This window comes from Candidatus Pelagibacter sp. (assembly GCF_052049835.1).
Lineage (GTDB): Bacteria > Pseudomonadota > Alphaproteobacteria > Pelagibacterales > Pelagibacteraceae > Pelagibacter.
The window spans coordinates 90,454-105,729 of record NZ_JBNGZF010000017.1 but is presented as its reverse complement, the minus strand read 5'-3'; the positions used below and the strand labels follow the sequence as shown (position 1 = coordinate 105,729).

The 15,276-nt window shown below is 28.4% G+C and carries 18 protein-coding genes; 6 read left to right on the top strand and 12 right to left on the bottom strand.

Annotation, left to right across the window (positions count from 1 at the left end; all coding sequences use genetic code 11):
• Positions 1-16: 16 nt before the first annotated feature.
• Both ACTT9R_RS06840 and ACTT9R_RS06835 read right to left on the bottom strand, forming a co-directional pair.
• Positions 17-472 (bottom strand): hypothetical protein, encoded by a 456-nt coding sequence (locus ACTT9R_RS06840; protein ID WP_440927256.1) that lies wholly within the window; start codon positions 470-472, stop codon positions 17-19.
• Positions 473-1,084, bottom strand: a complete 612-nt coding sequence (locus ACTT9R_RS06835) for an arylesterase (RefSeq protein ID WP_440927255.1) — start codon at positions 1,082-1,084, stop codon at positions 473-475.
• Between ACTT9R_RS06835 and ACTT9R_RS06830 the strand changes: the two genes are divergently transcribed.
• Entirely contained in the window at positions 1,083-1,748 is a 666-nt protein-coding gene (locus tag ACTT9R_RS06830; protein ID WP_440927254.1) for an ABC transporter ATP-binding protein, read from the top strand. The genes ACTT9R_RS06835 and ACTT9R_RS06830 overlap by 2 nt on opposite strands.
• Positions 1,732-4,266: an ABC transporter permease gene (locus ACTT9R_RS06825; protein ID WP_440927253.1), complete on the top strand. Its 2,535-nt coding sequence runs from the start codon at positions 1,732-1,734 to the stop codon at positions 4,264-4,266. Before ACTT9R_RS06830 ends, ACTT9R_RS06825 begins: the two co-directional genes overlap by 17 nt.
• Here the strand turns inward: ACTT9R_RS06825 and ACTT9R_RS06820 are convergent, their stop codons facing one another.
• From ACTT9R_RS06820 to ACTT9R_RS06795, 6 genes are all read right to left on the bottom strand, one after another.
• Positions 4,267-4,680, bottom strand: coding sequence for a carbonic anhydrase (locus ACTT9R_RS06820; protein WP_440927252.1), 414 nt, complete (start codon positions 4,678-4,680; stop codon positions 4,267-4,269).
• Complete coding sequence (locus tag ACTT9R_RS06815; protein ID WP_440927251.1) at positions 4,680-5,246, bottom strand: SOUL family heme-binding protein; 567 nt, start codon at positions 5,244-5,246, stop codon at positions 4,680-4,682. Before ACTT9R_RS06815 ends, ACTT9R_RS06820 begins: the two co-directional genes overlap by 1 nt.
• 2 nt (positions 5,247-5,248) lie before the next feature.
• A complete protein-coding gene (locus tag ACTT9R_RS06810) occupies positions 5,249-5,803 on the bottom strand; it encodes a hypothetical protein (RefSeq protein WP_440927250.1) in 555 nt (184 codons plus the stop codon).
• A gap of 50 nt (positions 5,804-5,853) precedes the next feature.
• Positions 5,854-6,600 carry a sulfite exporter TauE/SafE family protein gene (locus ACTT9R_RS06805; RefSeq protein WP_440927249.1) on the bottom strand — a complete coding sequence of 249 codons (747 nt, stop codon included), beginning with the start codon at positions 6,598-6,600 and terminating at the stop codon, positions 5,854-5,856.
• Positions 6,591-6,860 carry a GNAT family N-acetyltransferase gene (locus tag ACTT9R_RS06800; protein ID WP_440927248.1) on the bottom strand — a complete coding sequence of 90 codons (270 nt, stop codon included), beginning with the start codon at positions 6,858-6,860 and terminating at the stop codon, positions 6,591-6,593. Before ACTT9R_RS06800 ends, ACTT9R_RS06805 begins: the two co-directional genes overlap by 10 nt.
• 172 nt (positions 6,861-7,032) lie before the next feature.
• Complete coding sequence (locus tag ACTT9R_RS06795; RefSeq protein WP_440927247.1) at positions 7,033-8,466, bottom strand: helix-turn-helix domain-containing protein; 1,434 nt, start codon at positions 8,464-8,466, stop codon at positions 7,033-7,035.
• 112 nt (positions 8,467-8,578) lie between these two features.
• On the opposite strand from ACTT9R_RS06795, the gene ACTT9R_RS06790 reads away from it, so the two are divergent.
• From ACTT9R_RS06790 to ACTT9R_RS06780, 3 genes are all read left to right on the top strand, one after another.
• Positions 8,579-8,740, top strand: a complete 162-nt coding sequence (locus ACTT9R_RS06790) for a hypothetical protein (RefSeq protein ID WP_023854007.1) — start codon at positions 8,579-8,581, stop codon at positions 8,738-8,740.
• Positions 8,741-8,791: 51 nt separating this feature from the next.
• A complete protein-coding gene (gene aceA, locus ACTT9R_RS06785) occupies positions 8,792-10,066 on the top strand; it encodes an isocitrate lyase (RefSeq protein ID WP_440927246.1) in 1,275 nt (424 codons plus the stop codon).
• 90 nt (positions 10,067-10,156) lie between these two features.
• Positions 10,157-11,296, top strand: coding sequence for a glycine cleavage T C-terminal barrel domain-containing protein (locus ACTT9R_RS06780; RefSeq protein WP_440927245.1), 1,140 nt, complete (start codon positions 10,157-10,159; stop codon positions 11,294-11,296).
• On the opposite strand, the gene ACTT9R_RS06775 is transcribed toward ACTT9R_RS06780, so the two are convergent.
• Both ACTT9R_RS06775 and ACTT9R_RS06770 read right to left on the bottom strand, forming a co-directional pair.
• Positions 11,293-12,060 (bottom strand): ABC transporter permease, encoded by a 768-nt coding sequence (locus tag ACTT9R_RS06775; protein ID WP_440927244.1) that lies wholly within the window; start codon positions 12,058-12,060, stop codon positions 11,293-11,295. The two genes, ACTT9R_RS06780 and ACTT9R_RS06775, sit on opposite strands and share 4 nt — an antisense overlap.
• Positions 12,050-12,985 carry an ABC transporter ATP-binding protein gene (locus ACTT9R_RS06770; protein ID WP_440927243.1) on the bottom strand — a complete coding sequence of 312 codons (936 nt, stop codon included), beginning with the start codon at positions 12,983-12,985 and terminating at the stop codon, positions 12,050-12,052. Before ACTT9R_RS06770 ends, ACTT9R_RS06775 begins: the two co-directional genes overlap by 11 nt.
• A gap of 69 nt (positions 12,986-13,054) precedes the next feature.
• On the opposite strand from ACTT9R_RS06770, the gene ACTT9R_RS06765 reads away from it, so the two are divergent.
• Positions 13,055-13,423 (top strand): thioredoxin family protein, encoded by a 369-nt coding sequence (locus tag ACTT9R_RS06765; protein WP_440927242.1) that lies wholly within the window; start codon positions 13,055-13,057, stop codon positions 13,421-13,423.
• Here ACTT9R_RS06765 and ACTT9R_RS06760 read toward each other — a convergent pair.
• Both ACTT9R_RS06760 and ACTT9R_RS06755 read right to left on the bottom strand, forming a co-directional pair.
• Positions 13,416-14,855, bottom strand: a complete 1,440-nt coding sequence (locus ACTT9R_RS06760) for a sodium:solute symporter family transporter (RefSeq protein ID WP_440927241.1) — start codon at positions 14,853-14,855, stop codon at positions 13,416-13,418. The two genes, ACTT9R_RS06765 and ACTT9R_RS06760, sit on opposite strands and share 8 nt — an antisense overlap.
• 126 nt (positions 14,856-14,981) lie before the next feature.
• Positions 14,982-15,275 carry a hypothetical protein gene (locus ACTT9R_RS06755; protein ID WP_440927240.1) on the bottom strand — a complete coding sequence of 98 codons (294 nt, stop codon included), beginning with the start codon at positions 15,273-15,275 and terminating at the stop codon, positions 14,982-14,984.
• Between the last annotated feature and the right edge of the window lies 1 nt (position 15,276).

Here is a 15,276-nt window from a genome sequence, read left to right as displayed (position 1 = left end):
ATTAGAGTCTTTGGTCTTAAGTGTCTTTGTTGTTATTTTTACAACTATAAAAAGAAATATCTTTTTCTTTTTCCTCTTGTTTTATATTGGTTGTGATTTCGTGAATTAGTTCGCCTGTTTTTCTAGTATAGACTGCAGACTCAGAGTAATTCCTCTCTTTATCGAATGCTTGAATTAAGAATATATCCTTATTTGAAATTTTAACCTCTAAATCAATTTTATTAAAAAATTCTGATAAATTTTTAACATTTAGAACATCTGGTGTTTTTGACTCGATTATTAACTTATTAATATCTTTTCTTTTAATTTGATCTTTTGTGAAAGATTCAAAGTTATGGTCTGGATTTTTTAAAATTACTTTTTCAAATTTACAATTTAAGTTTAAATCAGAATTTAAAGTAATATTTGTATTTTGAGCTTGAGCAAAACTAAAACAACATAATAAGCTAAATATTGATAGAAAGATTTTCATTTAATTAATTATATTAATAATACTTTTTTTTATTGTTTCACTTACTTTAATTGTTCCATCTTTATTAGGGTGTATACCGTCTTGTTGATTCAAACTTGGATTAAGTGCCACACCTTCAAGAAGAAATGGGATAAATGCTAAATTATACTTTTTTGATAACTTCGGATAAATAGCATCAAACTCTTTTTTATATTGTTCCCCATGAGTATCAGGCGCTACCATTCCAGCTAAAATAATTTTAATTTTTTTATTCGTAGCAACATTTATTATTTGTTCTAAATTTCTTTCTGTTTCTTCTGGTTGGATTCCTCTAAGCATATCATTAGCACCTAATCCTAAAATAATTAAATCAATACCTGGCTCTGATAAACTCCAATCAGCTCTATTTAATCCACCTGATGACGTGCTTCCAGAGACACTTCCATTAATGACTTTAATATTTAACCCAGCTTGTTTAAGATTGTTTTCTAAAACTATTGATAAATGATGTTCTTTAGGTAATCCATAACCAGCCATCAAACTATCACCGAATAAAACTACCTTTTCTATTGCACTTGCGTTTATGTGCACTAGAAAGAATATCAAAATTTTAATAAATATAGTTTTATTCATGAGTACTCTTCTTAAATTAAAAAAAATAAATCTCAAATACCAAACTGGTAAAGATAGTATCAGTGTTTTAAAGAATATTGATTTAAATATTAAGAAAAAAGAAACTGTTTCAGTAGTTGGGGAAAGTGGCTCAGGTAAAACAAGTTTAATAATGTTAATTGGAGGCTTAGAAAAACCAACCTCTGGTAAAATAATTTTTAATGATCAAGAAATAACAGGCCTTGGTGAAGATGAAGTGTCGGAGATAAGAAAGAAAAATATTGGAATAATATTTCAATCGTTTTATTTAATTCCTAATTACACAGCAGTTGAAAATGTTGCTTTAACGCTTGAACTTAATAATTTTAAAAATCCAGAAAAAGAAGCTAAAATTTTATTAGACCGATTTGGTTTGAAACATCGTTTTAATAATTTGCCAAGTCAATTGTCAGGTGGTGAACAGCAACGAGTTGCTATAGCTAGAGCAATTGCAATGAAGCCTGAATTAATCTTAGCAGATGAACCAACAGGAAACTTAGATACTGAAAATTCTATCATGATTGCAAATATTTTATTTAAATATGTAAAAGAAGAAGGTTCGTCTTTAATAATGGTAACTCATGATCCTAAACTTGCTGACAAAGCTAAAAGGAAAATAAAAATTAAAGATGGAAAAATTAAATAATCCTTCAGAATTTAGTTTGATTTTTAAATACGCTTTAAAAGACTTAAACAGAAATTATCATAAAATTTCTAGTATCATTGTTACGCTATTTATAAGTCTTTTTATCTTAAGTGCTATTTTCACAATTGAAGATAGTCTTAAAAAAGAACTAAATGATAATGCCAAAGCACTTTTAGGTGGGGATTTAGAAATTGATTACAATCGTAATCAGGGAAATTTGGATCTAGTTAACATAGTGAAAGAATTTGCAACTGTTTCTCAAATGATTGAGTTCAGTACTATGCTTTCAACTACTGGCAGAGAAAAAAATAAATCATTATTTACTAGAATTAAAACTGTAGATGAAAAATATCCTTTATATGGAAATGTTGTTTATGAACCAATGGGTGCTTATGATAGAATGCAAAAAGAACCTAATACCATCCTAATCAATGAAAGTTTATCAAAAACCCTAAATATTAAAATTAATGAAATAGTAAAAGTTCAAGATCAAAATTTTAAAGTAATTGGAATTATTAAATCAGTACCAGATGTAAGTGGATTTGTTGCATTTGGTGATTGGGCTTTAGCGGGAAAACAAACTTTAGAAATTTTAAAACTAAACGGTATTGGAAGCTTTTTAAACTATGAATACAAAGTAAAATTTAATGAAAATGATAAACCAGAAGAAATTGAGAAAAGAATTGAAGAAATATTTAAAGACGATCAAAAAGTTAAACTTAGATATCCTGAAAATTCTGCAAGTGGTATAAAGAGAATTATTAATAATTTTTCTCAATTTTTATCTCTCGTATCTATCAGTGCAATGTTGATAGCAGGTATCGGAATAGCAAACACTCTGCTTTCCTTTATTAATCAAAACAACATGTCTATAGCTGTTAGAAAGGCAGTTGGCTTTTATTCGGGCAATATTAAAACCCTATATTATCTGCAGTTATTTATACTTTTATTTATCATCACTGTTGTTGCTTATGGATCAAGTTTTTTAATTGTACCAATAGCAGATAAATATTTGTCTGACGGACTAGGGTTGAATGTTTATCCAGTGTTTTCTTTAATAAATTTTTTAAAAATATTTTTAGTGGGATTATTAGTTCTAGTAATTTTTTCTATCCCAACAATCAGTTCTATTGATCAAGTAAAAGCGTCTAATTTATTTAGAAACGTATTTCAAAATCTTCAATTTAATTATTCTAAAAGATCAGTTGTTCTTAGCTTTGTTTTATTATCTATCTTAATTTTATTATTCACAGTTGGATCTGAACAGCCTTCTTATAGCTTGGGCTACTTTGCTGCTTTTTTTGTATGTTTAATTGTATTTTTCTTACTTTCAAAATTAATTATTTTTTTCCTAAAAAAATTCAAATCTAGTTCAATAATTTCTTTAAAAGTTTCAATTAAAAATATTACCCAAACAAAAAGTATAACTCCCATTACAGTTATGTCTCTTGGTTTAGGGGTTACTTTGTTATTAACATTAGCTTTAGTTGGTACAAATTTTCAAAGAGAAATAGCTAAATCTATTCCAGATATTGCACCTGATTATTTCTTCGTCGGTATTCAAAAAGGAGAAAGAGAGAAATTTGAGCAAGGTATTTTAAATATGGACCCCAATGCATCTATTGAAATTGTCCCAATGGTATCTTCTGGAATTGTTAAAATTAATGGTGTGGATCCTAACACTTATATTAAACCAGATAATGATAGTTATTGGGTAATTGGTAGCGAACGAAGATCTTCATGGGTAGAAAATATACCTGAAGATAATCCAATTTTAGAAGGTAAATGGTGGGATTTATCAAACCCAGATCAACTTCAAATATCTCTAGATGCAAAAGTCGCTAAAGATTTTAACATTCAGTTAGGTGATATTTTCACTTTAAATATTTATGGACGTGAAATTGAAGGAAAGGTCATTAATTTTAGAGAAGTAGATTATCGAGATTTAAGCATCAATTTTGCAATGTTATTTAATCCTCAATATGCAAAAAATATTCCACACGAATATTTGGCTACTGCCAAATTTAATTCAAATAAATTTGATGAAACTGAAATGCTTGAAATCATGCCAAGTTTATCAATGATAAAAATTGCAGATTATTTATCTAAAGTTACAGCTGTTTTAAATAAAGTATTTATTGCAGTTACTTTAATTTCAGCAGTTACTATTGTTATTGGTTTAATTGTAATTTCGAGTGCAATTATGGTTCAAGGAAAAGTAAAAGAATATCAAAATTTAGTCTTTAAAATTTTAGGTTTTTCAAAAAAACAAATTGTTTTTTCATCGTTAATTGAATTCATTATTATTTTTAAATCTGTAATTTTAATTGCAATATTTTTTGCAGTGATTGGTTCAAAATTTATTATGGAAAATATTTTTGAGCTAGTGTGGATGTTTAACTTTAAAGTTTTAATCTATTTAGGATTTTCAATTGGATTTGTTACTTTAATTTTAATATTGCTAACAAACTTAAAATATCTAAATCCTAAAGTTTATCCTCTTATAAGAAATCAATAATTAGAATTTAGTAATTTTACTATCCAAAGAAATTAAACTTAATTCTAATTTCAATTTTGGAAATCTTTTTTTTATTTGTTTTTTAATTTTAGAGAAAGACTCTTTATGAATTTTTTTTTCATTTACTGGACTAAATTCTTTATTTCCATTAGCAATTTTAGCTGCGCCACAATCTTTATGATTGATTACAATTAATTTTTCTATTTTATGTAATTGAATAGAGGCTGCTAAATTATCATAAAACGTTTTATGCCATTTTTTGAATTTATTATGTGTAACACCAATAGCTGCACCTGCAATTGTGAATGCACTGTATTTTCCTGTTAATTTTTTTTTCTTTAAATGATTATGTACTAAATGTTGAAATCTTGGATCCATACAAGATAACACCATTGCTTTAAATTTTGATTTCATCAATTTAATTCAACTTTAAACATAGCCTCGTTTCTTCTATTCATTGGAAGGGTAAATGGGCTATCATAGGTTGCTCTAATAGGTGGGCTTATAATTGATATATTATTTTTTTGTAACTCTTTTTCTAAAATTTCTTTATGCTTAAGAAAATTTCCATCTGAAGCTCGTCCAGAATATCTCAGCACCGCGTAGTATCCTCCTTCAATATTAACTATTTTAACGTCTTCTCTGCTTGGATTTGGTGCATTTTCTGAGTTAAATTTAGATGGTAAATAAAATTGCATACTCATATTTCCATTTTTTTCAACTTGAGTAACTGGAGTTGTCATTTTAATTTTCTCTTGGGTATCGTTTCTGCCTGAAATGTAATTAAATAATTTTCTAAAATTACTATCTATTCCAGATGTCATTGTTTCCACCGCTAAACGATCTGAATATTTTCTAATCTCATAAACTTCATTTTTAGAGACAACTTCATAATTTGCTTCTTCATAAGCCATAACCATAGAATAAGGTAAAATAAATAAAGTACAAAATACTATAAAATAAAGTTTAATAATTTTCATTGTTACATAACTTTATATTCAAAATTTTGTGTAGTTTCATTAATTTGAATTAATTTAGCGCCATTTCTCTCATGAAAATTTGTTGCCATTTCTGTTAGAGGTGAAAGGGTTACCAATCTATTTAAATGATTAGATTTTTTAATTTTTTTGAATACTTCTTTTACTATTAATTTCCCTCCACCCTTTTTTTTAGACCATACAGTGTAAGCAATTGCTATTTGACCTCCAGTCTGATCTCGCATAGCAGTTTGTAAAAATGCGTCAGTACTAAGTTTTTCTAACTCTTCAACACTTTTTGGTATCTCATTTGTGTAAGCAAAACACATAACGGCATGAATTTCTCCTTTGTACTCAACTCCAAAAATTTTTCTTCCAAAACCCGTTCTAAACTTATTATCTAATTCCGGTCTTACAGGATCTTCATCTGTATTGCATTCTTTAAGTTCAACAAGTTTTGCACCTTTAATCCATCCAAAAAAGTTGTCGATATTTTTACTTAAGACTTGTCTATTTTTTCTTAATCTAGCTTTAATTCTTGGATTAAATTTTTTTTTCATAATTTAAATAAACTTAAACATTTATTTTAAATTGAGTATGTGTAAAAAAATCATATTAGATAATCATATAATAGCTTTGTGCTTGATACTAAAATTAGAGCATATATAAAATTGTAAAATAATTTTTCTTCAATAATTTTAAGTAATCTATATCCAATCAATATTCCTAATAATGCAACTGGAAATAATATTGCTGAATGTTTAAAAGATTCTAGATTTGTCATAGACAAATTAATATACAAAGGAAGTTTAATTAAATTCACAAAAGTGAAAAAAAATATTCTTGTTCCAACATAGATTTCTTTTTTCATTCTAAGTGGAAGTAAGTAAAGACTGGTTGGAGTTCCTCCTGCATGTACACAAAAACTTGTAAAACCTGCAACCACAGAACAAGCTCCACCTTTTAAAAAATTTTTTTCTGATTGTTTTTCTTTGTCTTTTTTAAAAAAGAAATAATGACCTGCAAATAAGAAGCCCATTACTCCAATGATAAATTTTAATAAGTCTTCTGAAAAATATGAAAAAGTTAAAGATCCAATAATTATACCAATAGCTGCAAATGGAACCATTAGTTTTAAAGTTCCTAAATCAAATTCTTTTCTATATTTATAAACAGCAATAAAATCTGAAAATATTAAAATTGGTAAAATAATTCCTAAAGCTTGATTAAGTGGCATCACGATTGTCATTAACGGAACGGAAATTAAAGTCATGGATCCACCTAGGCCTGATTTTGCAATTCCGTATAAAATTATGGCTGGAACAACTGTAAAAAAAAATAATAAGTTTATTTCCATTTATTTAATGAGTTTAATAATTTCGATCCTAGAGGGCTGATTGGTTCCTGAAGTATTATTTCTTTTCCAGTTTTTTGTTTTACTAATTGTAATAGTTTCGTTGCTAACCCTTGTTTTCTAAAAATTGGATTAACAAATATATACTCTACCTCACCTTTCTCATTAAATCTAACAAAGCCTATTGTTGTATTTTCGTTTTTAAAGGTAAAAACTCCCTCAGTTTCCTCAATTTTAAAATTTGAAACTTCCAGACTGTTCATGAATCCTAGTAATTTAGGAGTAAAAGGATAACTGCTATTGCAGCAATAATGGAGCTAACAACAATATAATTAAGCTTAATATTGAATTTTTTTTCTACGGACTCAGTAATTTTTTCCCAGAATAATACTATTAAAAAAATAATTATAGCTGGCAGTATATATTTAATCATAATTAGGCTTTATCATCGCTGACATAAACCGAAACACCTCTTGTATTTAAATCAACATCAAATTTTTTATGTAATGGGGGGAATGCTCTTTGTGAACAATCTAATCTGTCACAGGTTCTGCAAGAAACTCCAATTGGAATTTCAGTCGATTTATCATTTATATTTACGTTTTCAGTATAAACAAAGTCTTTTGCATATTTTGCATCACAACCAAGTCCTATAGATAAAACACTCTTTGCTTGACCAAATCGTCCAATACCTTTTTCAACGGTTCTTGCAATACAAACGTATTTTTCACCATTATTCATTTTACTCACAGCTGCTTGAATAACCCCTGGTCTAGTAAAAGCAGAATAAACATTCCATCGTGGGCAAGCACCACCATATCTTGGGATATCTATACCTGATAAAGAAAATCTTTTAGAAATATTACCTGCCATATCAACTCTTAAAAAATGAAAAGGAATTCCAGGAAGTTTTGGGTCTTGAAGACAAGTTACTCTATGAGCTACTTGTTCAAAAGATGTTGCAAAAGTATTTTGAAGTAACTCTAAATCATATTTAAGTTTCTTACACTCAGAATGAAATAATTTATAAGGCATTAAAATAGCTGCCCCACAATAATTGAGTAAAGCAACTTTAGTTAACTTTTTTGACTCCTCAGATGGAAAACTAAATTTAGAAAGATAGTCATCAATTTCTTTATTTGCGCCTTCTTGTGCTATTTGTGCAGCTGCATGTAATTTTTTTGTTTCTAGTGAACTGTAATCACTAAGCAATAACTCTTTTTTATTTTTATTATAAATTTTTGAAAATGGTTTGCTTTCATCAGGAATAACATCTTTTACAGTAATAGAATATTCTGAATACAAATATTCACATAAAGCAATGTATCTTGTACGATTATTTTTTTGAATTTTATCAAATACTTTATTTGCAAATTCTTCTAATTTAGGAAAATAATTTTTATTATCTTGTAAAAAGTCTGAAATAACTTCTCCTGGAAAAGAATTCTTTCTATTATCAACAATTTTCCCAGAAATTTTTTCAATTTTATTAATTAGTTCGTGATCTTTTTTCTTTAAAATATCTCCAAGTCTTACAATTGCTTTTCCAATTTTTGGATTAGTACTAACTAAATCTTTTACTTCAGGTCCTAAAATATCTAAATCTTCGAATAAACTATCATCTAAAATTTCAGAAATATTATTTTGAAGATTAATATCTGTTTTTGAAGTAAGATCTGATAACTGAATATTTAATCTTTCACATAAGTTTAATAGTAGATCACCGTCAATTTTTCTTTTTCCACTTTCAATAAGATTCAAATAACTTGGAGAAATGCTTAAATCTTCTGCTAATTTATTTGCTTGAAGACCGAGCTGTCTTCTAAAAGACTTAATTTTAGGCCCTATTTTTAAATCTATTTGACTCATATTTACTATTTGTAAATTTTGTAAATTTATTTTTACAATATTTTTTCCTTATTTACAAAGCTTTCTAACGTTTTTTATAGATTTTGTAAATTCTGTAAAATATATAATTTACATGGATAAAAATTTAAAAAACACAGAAAATGAAGCTCAAATCATCAAAAAAGAGGACTTAGATCAGCACAACAGTAGAGGAATCTATATGAGAGATGATCATTGTGATTGGGGTTCAAGTGGAATGAGTGAGCTAATCAAAGCCTTAGACGATAGCAACTAATTCATTCTTCTTAATCAATTTTCTAGATAAAAACACAAAGGAAACTAAAAAATGAGTGCAGAAAATATCTCATACGACTTAAAAAGATTTGCTGGAATAAAAAGAGACTACACTGATGAGGAAGTTGAAAGATTAAGAGGCTCAATTAAAATTGAATATTCTTTGTGTAAAAACCAATCTCAAAAACTTTGGAAATTATTAAATTCTGAACCTTATGTAAATACACTTGGTTCTTTGTCAGGTAATCAAGCAGTTCAACATGCGAAAGCTGGTTTAAAAGCAATTTATTTAAGTGGATGGCAGGTAGCTGCTGACGCTAATACAGCTGGTGAAATGTACCCAGATCAATCTTTGTATCCTTATGACAGTGCACCAAAATTAGTTGAGTCTATGAATAATTCTTTAATCAGAGCTGATCAAATTCAGCATATGGAAATGCAAGACGGTGATATGAAAAAAGAAGATAGAACAGATTACATGTTGCCTATTATTGCTGATGGAGAAGCTGGATTTGGTGGTCCATTAAATGTGTTTGAATTAACTAAAAAATTTATAAGAGCAGGTGCTGCAGGCGTACACTTTGAAGATCAACTAGCTAGTGAAAAAAAATGTGGTCACATGGGTGGTAAAGTTTTAGTACCAACAGGAACAATGGTAAAAAATCTTAAAGCTGCGAGATTGGCTGCTGATATTGCAGAAGTTCCATTAATTATTTTAGCTAGAACCGATGCGAATGCTGCAAAACTAATTACGAATGATTTTGATGAAAATGATAAACCATTTTTGACAGGTGAAAGATCTCCTGAGGGTTTTCATTACGTAAAAGATGGAATAGAACAAGCTATCTCTAGAGGTTTAGCTTATGCTCCTTATGCTGATTTAATTTGGTGTGAGACTGCAACACCTAATTTAGCTGAAGCTAAAAAGTTTGCTGATGCTATACATGAAAAATTTCCTGGCAAACTTTTGGCTTATAATTGTTCACCTTCTTTTAATTGGAAAAAACATTTAAGCGATGATGAAATTGCTTCATTCCAACAAGAAATTGCAAAAATGGGTTATAAATTTCAATTTATTACTCTTGCTGGTTTTCATACTCAAAATATTGCAATCTTTGAACTTGCTGAAAAATATAGAAAAGAAGGTATGGCTGCATACTCTAGAATTCAACAACAAGAATTTGCTCGAGAAAAAGATGGCTATACTAGTGTTAAACACCAAAGAGAAGTTGGTACATCTTATTTTGATGCAGTATCAAATACTATCAGTAGTGGTCAAAGCTCAACTACAGCAATGGCTGGATCGACTGAATCAGAACAGTTTTAAAAAAATAACTTCCCTCTCCATTTTTTTAGTAGCCCTTAACAGGGCTATTTTTTTATTTGTAATTCATACTCAGACTGTTAAGGGTCACAAATGTCTAATAAAAACTTTGGTTTTGGAACTCAAATAAGAAAGTCTCCATATTTCAACTCTACTGTTAAATGGGGAGCTACAGGTTTTTCTGTATATAATCACATGTATATTCCAAGAGATTTTGGAAGTCCTGAACAAAATTTCTGGAACCTTATAGAAAAATCAATCTTATGTGATGTGGCGGTTGAGAGACAGGTTGAAATAACTGGTCCTGATGCCTACAAATTTATTCAATTATTAACTCCTAGAGATCTTTCAAAATTATCAGTTGGACAATGTAAATATGTGTTAATAGTAAATAACGATGGAGGCATATTAAACGATCCAGTTTTATTGAGATTAGAAAAAAATCATTTTTGGTTATCATTAGCTGATAGTGATGTTTTGTTATGGGCACAAGGTGTTGCATTTAATTCAGGTTTAGATGTTAAAATTTCTGAACCAGATGTATCCCCTCTGCAGTTACAAGGACCTACCTCACAAGAAATAATGGTTAAATTATTTGGTGATGGCATTAGAGATCTTAAATATTATTGGCTCAGAGAATATAATCTTGATGGAATTCCACTAATTGTTTCAAGAACAGGTTGGTCAAGTGAACTTGGTTATGAAATATATTTAAGAGATGGTACAAAAGGAAATGAATTATATGAAAAAATAATGTCTGCTGGTAAAGAACATGGAATTAAACCAGGTCATACATCGTCCATAAGAAGAATTGAAGGGGGTATGCTTTCATATCATGCAGATGCAGACATTCATACCAATCCATTTGAATTAGGATTAGATCGATTAGTTAATTTAGAAACTGATATAGACTTTATAGGTAAAGAAGCTCTAAAAAAGATTAAGCAAAATGGAATAAAGAGAAAACAGGTTGGTCTTATCATTGATTGTGATCCTTTATCAGGACCTAATACAACTTTTTGGCCAATTGAAAAAGATAGTAAAACGATTGGTAAAGTAACCTCAGCTGTATATTCACCTAGATTAAAAAAGAATATTGCACTTGCAATGATAGAAATAAATTATTCAGAATTAGGAAATCAATTAGATGTTCAAACTCATGAAGGAAAATATCCTGCTACTATTGTAGAAAAACCTTTTTATGATCCTAAAAAGAAAATAGCTAGTAGCTAGGATTTAATATTGTAACCTTTTTTAAGTAATACTGTAACAACTGTTACACAAGCAACTAAAAACACAACCATAGAAATTATACTTACCCAAATATTAAAGTCCGATACTCCATAAAAAGCAAATCTAAGACCATTAATTAAATACACTACTGGATTAAAATAAGTAACTGTCTGCCAAAATTCTGGCAGCATATCTAATGAGTACAAGCTACCCCCTAAAAATACCATTGGTGTAATAACTAAGGTCGGAATGATAGACATCTGTTCGAAATTAGAACTCATTAAACCTATTAAGAAACCAAATAATGCAAATGTAAATGCAACCAATACTAATAAAAAAATCATTAATAATGGATACATGACCTTGACCTCTACAAAAAATGTTGAAGTGATAAATATTACAACACCTACAATAAGAGTTTTAGTTGCTCCTGCTCCAACAAAAGCTAGAACAATTTCAAAAGTAGAAATTGGTGCTGCTAAAATTTCATAAATAGTTCCATTAAACTTAGGAAAAAATATTCCAAAAGAAGTATTACTGATAGATTGAGTTAAAAGAGTAAGCATCAATAAACCTGGAACTATGTATGATCCATAACTAATTCCATCAATATTTTCAACGTATCCACCGATAACAGAACCAAACACTATAAAGTACAATGAGGTTGATAAAACTGGTGAAAAAAGCGACTGCATTAGAGTTCTTCTAAAGCGATCCATCTCATGAAGATAAATTGCACTAAAAGCTTGAAAATTAAACTTCATTATTCTCCTTTACTAAAGAAACAAATATTTTTTCTAGTGTTGTTTGCTCTGTTTTTAAATCTTGTAATTTTAAATTTGCATCTTTTAAATCTTGAAGCAAATTAGTAATACCTGTGCTTTTAGCTCTAACATTGTAAGTATAATTTACTGATTTTTTATCTTCACCAATTTCAAGATTATATTTTTCTAAACTACTTGGTAATTCTTTAACTTCTTCTTGCAAGTCTACAGTAAGTTTCTTATGTCCCATTTTCTTTAATAGTTCTTTTGTTTCATCTACAACTATAATTTCTCCTTGATTAATTACTCCTACCCTATCTGCAATAGCTTCTGCTTCTTCTATATAATGTGTGGTTAAAATTATTGTAACTCCAGTTTTTCTTAAACTCTCAACAACTTTCCACATATCCTGCCTTAACTCAACATCAACACCAGCAGTTGGTTCATCTAAAAATAAAATGGTTGGTTCATGAGATAATGCTTTTGCAATCAAAACTCTTCTTTTCATTCCCCCAGACAATTGTCTAAGCCTTAAATCTTTTTTATCCCATAGACTTAGATCTTTTAAAACTTTCTCAATATGTTTAGGGTCAGGTTTTTTTCCGTACAAACCTCTAGAATATGAAACGTTATTAAATACAGTTTCAAATTGCTCTAAAGTTAACTCTTGAGGAACTAATCCGATTCTAGATCTTGTTTCTCTATAATCATTAATAATATCAAATTCATCTACTGTTACTTTACCAGAAGATGGTCTTACTATCCCGCAGATAATACTTATAAGCGTAGTTTTCCCCGCACCATTTGGTCCTAACATTGCAAAAATTTCACCCTTTTTAATATTTAGGTTTATTTTTTTTAATGCCTCAAAACCATTGTCGTAAACTTTTGACAGGTTATTTATACTTATTTGCTCGTTTGACATATGGTTAGGCATATATAGAGACAATTTATAGTATTACAATAAATTAAAATTTACCTTAATTTTGGTTCAATGAAAAAATTTTTAGTATTTATCTGTTTTGTATTAGCATTTAGTACCAAGGCAATTGGAAAAGAAACCACTTATAGTAAAGAGTTATTTGATAAAGCTCTATCAGAAGGAAAAGTTGTGGTAGTTAGTTCTTGGATTAAATATTGTACTTCTTGTGCTAGCCAAATGAAAGTTCTTGAAAAAGCAAAAAATGATTTTGATAATATGGAGTACTTTACTTTTGATGTAACAAATAAAGAAATTGCTCAATTTTTTAACGTTCAATATCAAACAACACTTTTAATTTTTAAAGATAATAAAGAAGTTTACAGAAGCATTGGTGAGACCACTAAAGAACTTATTTATGATGCTTTAAAATCCTCTATCTAAATTTAATTTTTAAAATTATTGCAGGCAAAAATGTTGCAGTTAAAAAAGATAAAAATAATAAAGATTGAGATATAAAAGGTGAAAACAAATCTTTAGACAAAAATACTCCCACTAACAAACTTTTAGAAAAATCTGGAAATGGAAACATTAAAAATCCAGCAACTAGACCAATTATAATTGAAACATAAGCAGTTTTTTCATTCACTTTATTATAGAAACTATAAAAAACAGTCACTACAAATGCACAACAAAATAAATCTGCAAGAAGGAATAAATATAAAATATCAAATCCTTTTGAAGCAACTCCAAAAGCAATTACGGACAAAATTAAAATGAAATATTTAGATATTTTTAAATAATTAGTTTTTTTATCTAAGTTAAAAGTTGCTTTGCCATCAACTACAAATAAACTAGAAATAGCATTAACCAAAGTATCAACAGTAGAAATTGTTAATGCAAGACCAAGGATAATGATCAATAAGGATAAAATTTCTCTTTGATCTTTTAATAATAAACTAAAAAATCCTAAATCAGGTCTAACTGATGGATCAATTGAAAATGAAACCATTCCAATAAAACCCATTAAAAAAACTATTGGAACAATAATAAAGAAAGATATTATCAAACCACTTTTTAGTGTTTGATAATCTTTTGCTGCATACACTCTTTGCCAATTTCCTTGGTGAAATAAATTAGTTGCTGCAACTGCTATGAAAAAAGTTAATCCAGCTGTGTATCCCGGAGTATAGTTTGAACTTAATAATTGTGGATTTTTCTCATTAATTAAAGAAAAAGAAAAATTATTTCCTGAAGATGAGCCAATAATTGAAATCAAAATAAATAACAAAACACCAATTACAATCATTTGAATATTGTCAGTAAATATTGATGCTCTTAATCCCCCATAAAGAGTGTAACTTAAGGTAGCTACCAAGACTATTAATGCTGTAATCCACAGTTCTGTTCCAGATATATAATTAATTAATAAAGCAACTGCCGTTACTTCTGCACAAAGAAAAATGAACATATAAAAGATTGTCATTAACAAAATTAACTTAAATAGACTTTTGCCAAATTTCTTTCTCATAAACTCAACTAAAGAAGATCCTTTTGGAAACTCATTTCTAATTTTTTTTCCAAAATAAATTAAGAAAATCATTGGAAAAGCTGTGCCTAATGCATAACCAATAACAGCACCTACTCCACCCCATGTAGCGGCTGCAACTGGTCCAAATAAAATCCAAGCTCCTAAAGCTGATGCTACAAGACTTGTAGTGAGCGAAAATAAACCAATGTTTCTATTAGCAGTTAAATAATTATTAATTCCTGGAAATTTTTTAGAATGAAGAATTCCTAAAAAAGCAAATATTAAACTAATTGCAATTACTAATATTAATGATGTTGATTGAGTTAAAAAATATGTTTTATCCATTTTATCCCTTTCTGAATTACCGGACAGGTTCTTAGGGTATGATCTCAGTCTGTTAAGACACCCCTTTAAATAATCTTTACATTATATTAATCTATATAGCTAGTGATTTAAGTTTTTTTTCTTAAATTATTTTTGACTTTTATGATTCATTATTTCAATCATGCATTGAGTTGCGTATTGTCTCCACTCAGATGAAGTTTTATTTTTTAAACTTTGAAGATGATCTCTGTTACTTTGAATATCATCTTTATGTTTTAATTTGTCAGCTCCATTAAGTTTTTTCTCCATTTCAAACAAATTTGTTTCCATTGCTTTTATCCACTCTTTTCCAAGCTCAACACATTTTTGATCATCTTTTTCATCACAAATTTGTTTAAAAAAATTAAAAATAACATCATCAGTATTTACTGAAGTATTCATC

Excerpts from the sequence above, each read along its gene's own strand:
- ACTT9R_RS06765 (WP_440927242.1), top strand. The coding sequence starts at position 13,055 with ATGAAAAAATTTTTAGTATTTATCTGTTTTGTATTAGCATTTAGTACC.
- ACTT9R_RS06820 (WP_440927252.1), bottom strand. The coding sequence starts at position 4,680 with ATGAAATCAAAATTTAAAGCAATGGTGTTATCTTGTATGGATCCAAGA.
- ACTT9R_RS06815 (WP_440927251.1), bottom strand. The coding sequence starts at position 5,246 with ATGAAAATTATTAAACTTTATTTTATAGTATTTTGTACTTTATTTATT.
- ACTT9R_RS06840 (WP_440927256.1), bottom strand. The coding sequence starts at position 472 with ATGAAAATCTTTCTATCAATATTTAGCTTATTATGTTGTTTTAGTTTT.
- ACTT9R_RS06775 (WP_440927244.1), bottom strand. The coding sequence starts at position 12,060 with ATGAAGTTTAATTTTCAAGCTTTTAGTGCAATTTATCTTCATGAGATG.
- ACTT9R_RS06770 (WP_440927243.1), bottom strand. The coding sequence starts at position 12,985 with ATGTCAAACGAGCAAATAAGTATAAATAACCTGTCAAAAGTTTACGAC.
- ACTT9R_RS06790 (WP_023854007.1), top strand. The coding sequence starts at position 8,579 with ATGGATAAAAATTTAAAAAACACAGAAAATGAAGCTCAAATCATCAAA.
- ACTT9R_RS06810 (WP_440927250.1), bottom strand. The coding sequence starts at position 5,803 with ATGAAAAAAAAATTTAATCCAAGAATTAAAGCTAGATTAAGAAAAAAT.
- ACTT9R_RS06780 (WP_440927245.1), top strand. The coding sequence starts at position 10,157 with ATGTCTAATAAAAACTTTGGTTTTGGAACTCAAATAAGAAAGTCTCCA.
- ACTT9R_RS06830 (WP_440927254.1), top strand. The coding sequence starts at position 1,083 with ATGAGTACTCTTCTTAAATTAAAAAAAATAAATCTCAAATACCAAACT.
- ACTT9R_RS06760 (WP_440927241.1), bottom strand. The coding sequence starts at position 14,855 with ATGGATAAAACATATTTTTTAACTCAATCAACATCATTAATATTAGTA.
- ACTT9R_RS06835 (WP_440927255.1), bottom strand. The coding sequence starts at position 1,084 with ATGAATAAAACTATATTTATTAAAATTTTGATATTCTTTCTAGTGCAC.
- ACTT9R_RS06825 (WP_440927253.1), top strand. The coding sequence starts at position 1,732 with ATGGAAAAATTAAATAATCCTTCAGAATTTAGTTTGATTTTTAAATAC.
- aceA (WP_440927246.1), top strand. The coding sequence starts at position 8,792 with ATGAGTGCAGAAAATATCTCATACGACTTAAAAAGATTTGCTGGAATA.
- ACTT9R_RS06800 (WP_440927248.1), bottom strand. The coding sequence starts at position 6,860 with ATGAACAGTCTGGAAGTTTCAAATTTTAAAATTGAGGAAACTGAGGGA.
- ACTT9R_RS06755 (WP_440927240.1), bottom strand. The coding sequence starts at position 15,275 with ATGAATACTTCAGTAAATACTGATGATGTTATTTTTAATTTTTTTAAA.
- ACTT9R_RS06795 (WP_440927247.1), bottom strand. The coding sequence starts at position 8,466 with ATGAGTCAAATAGATTTAAAAATAGGGCCTAAAATTAAGTCTTTTAGA.
- ACTT9R_RS06805 (WP_440927249.1), bottom strand. The coding sequence starts at position 6,600 with ATGGAAATAAACTTATTATTTTTTTTTACAGTTGTTCCAGCCATAATT.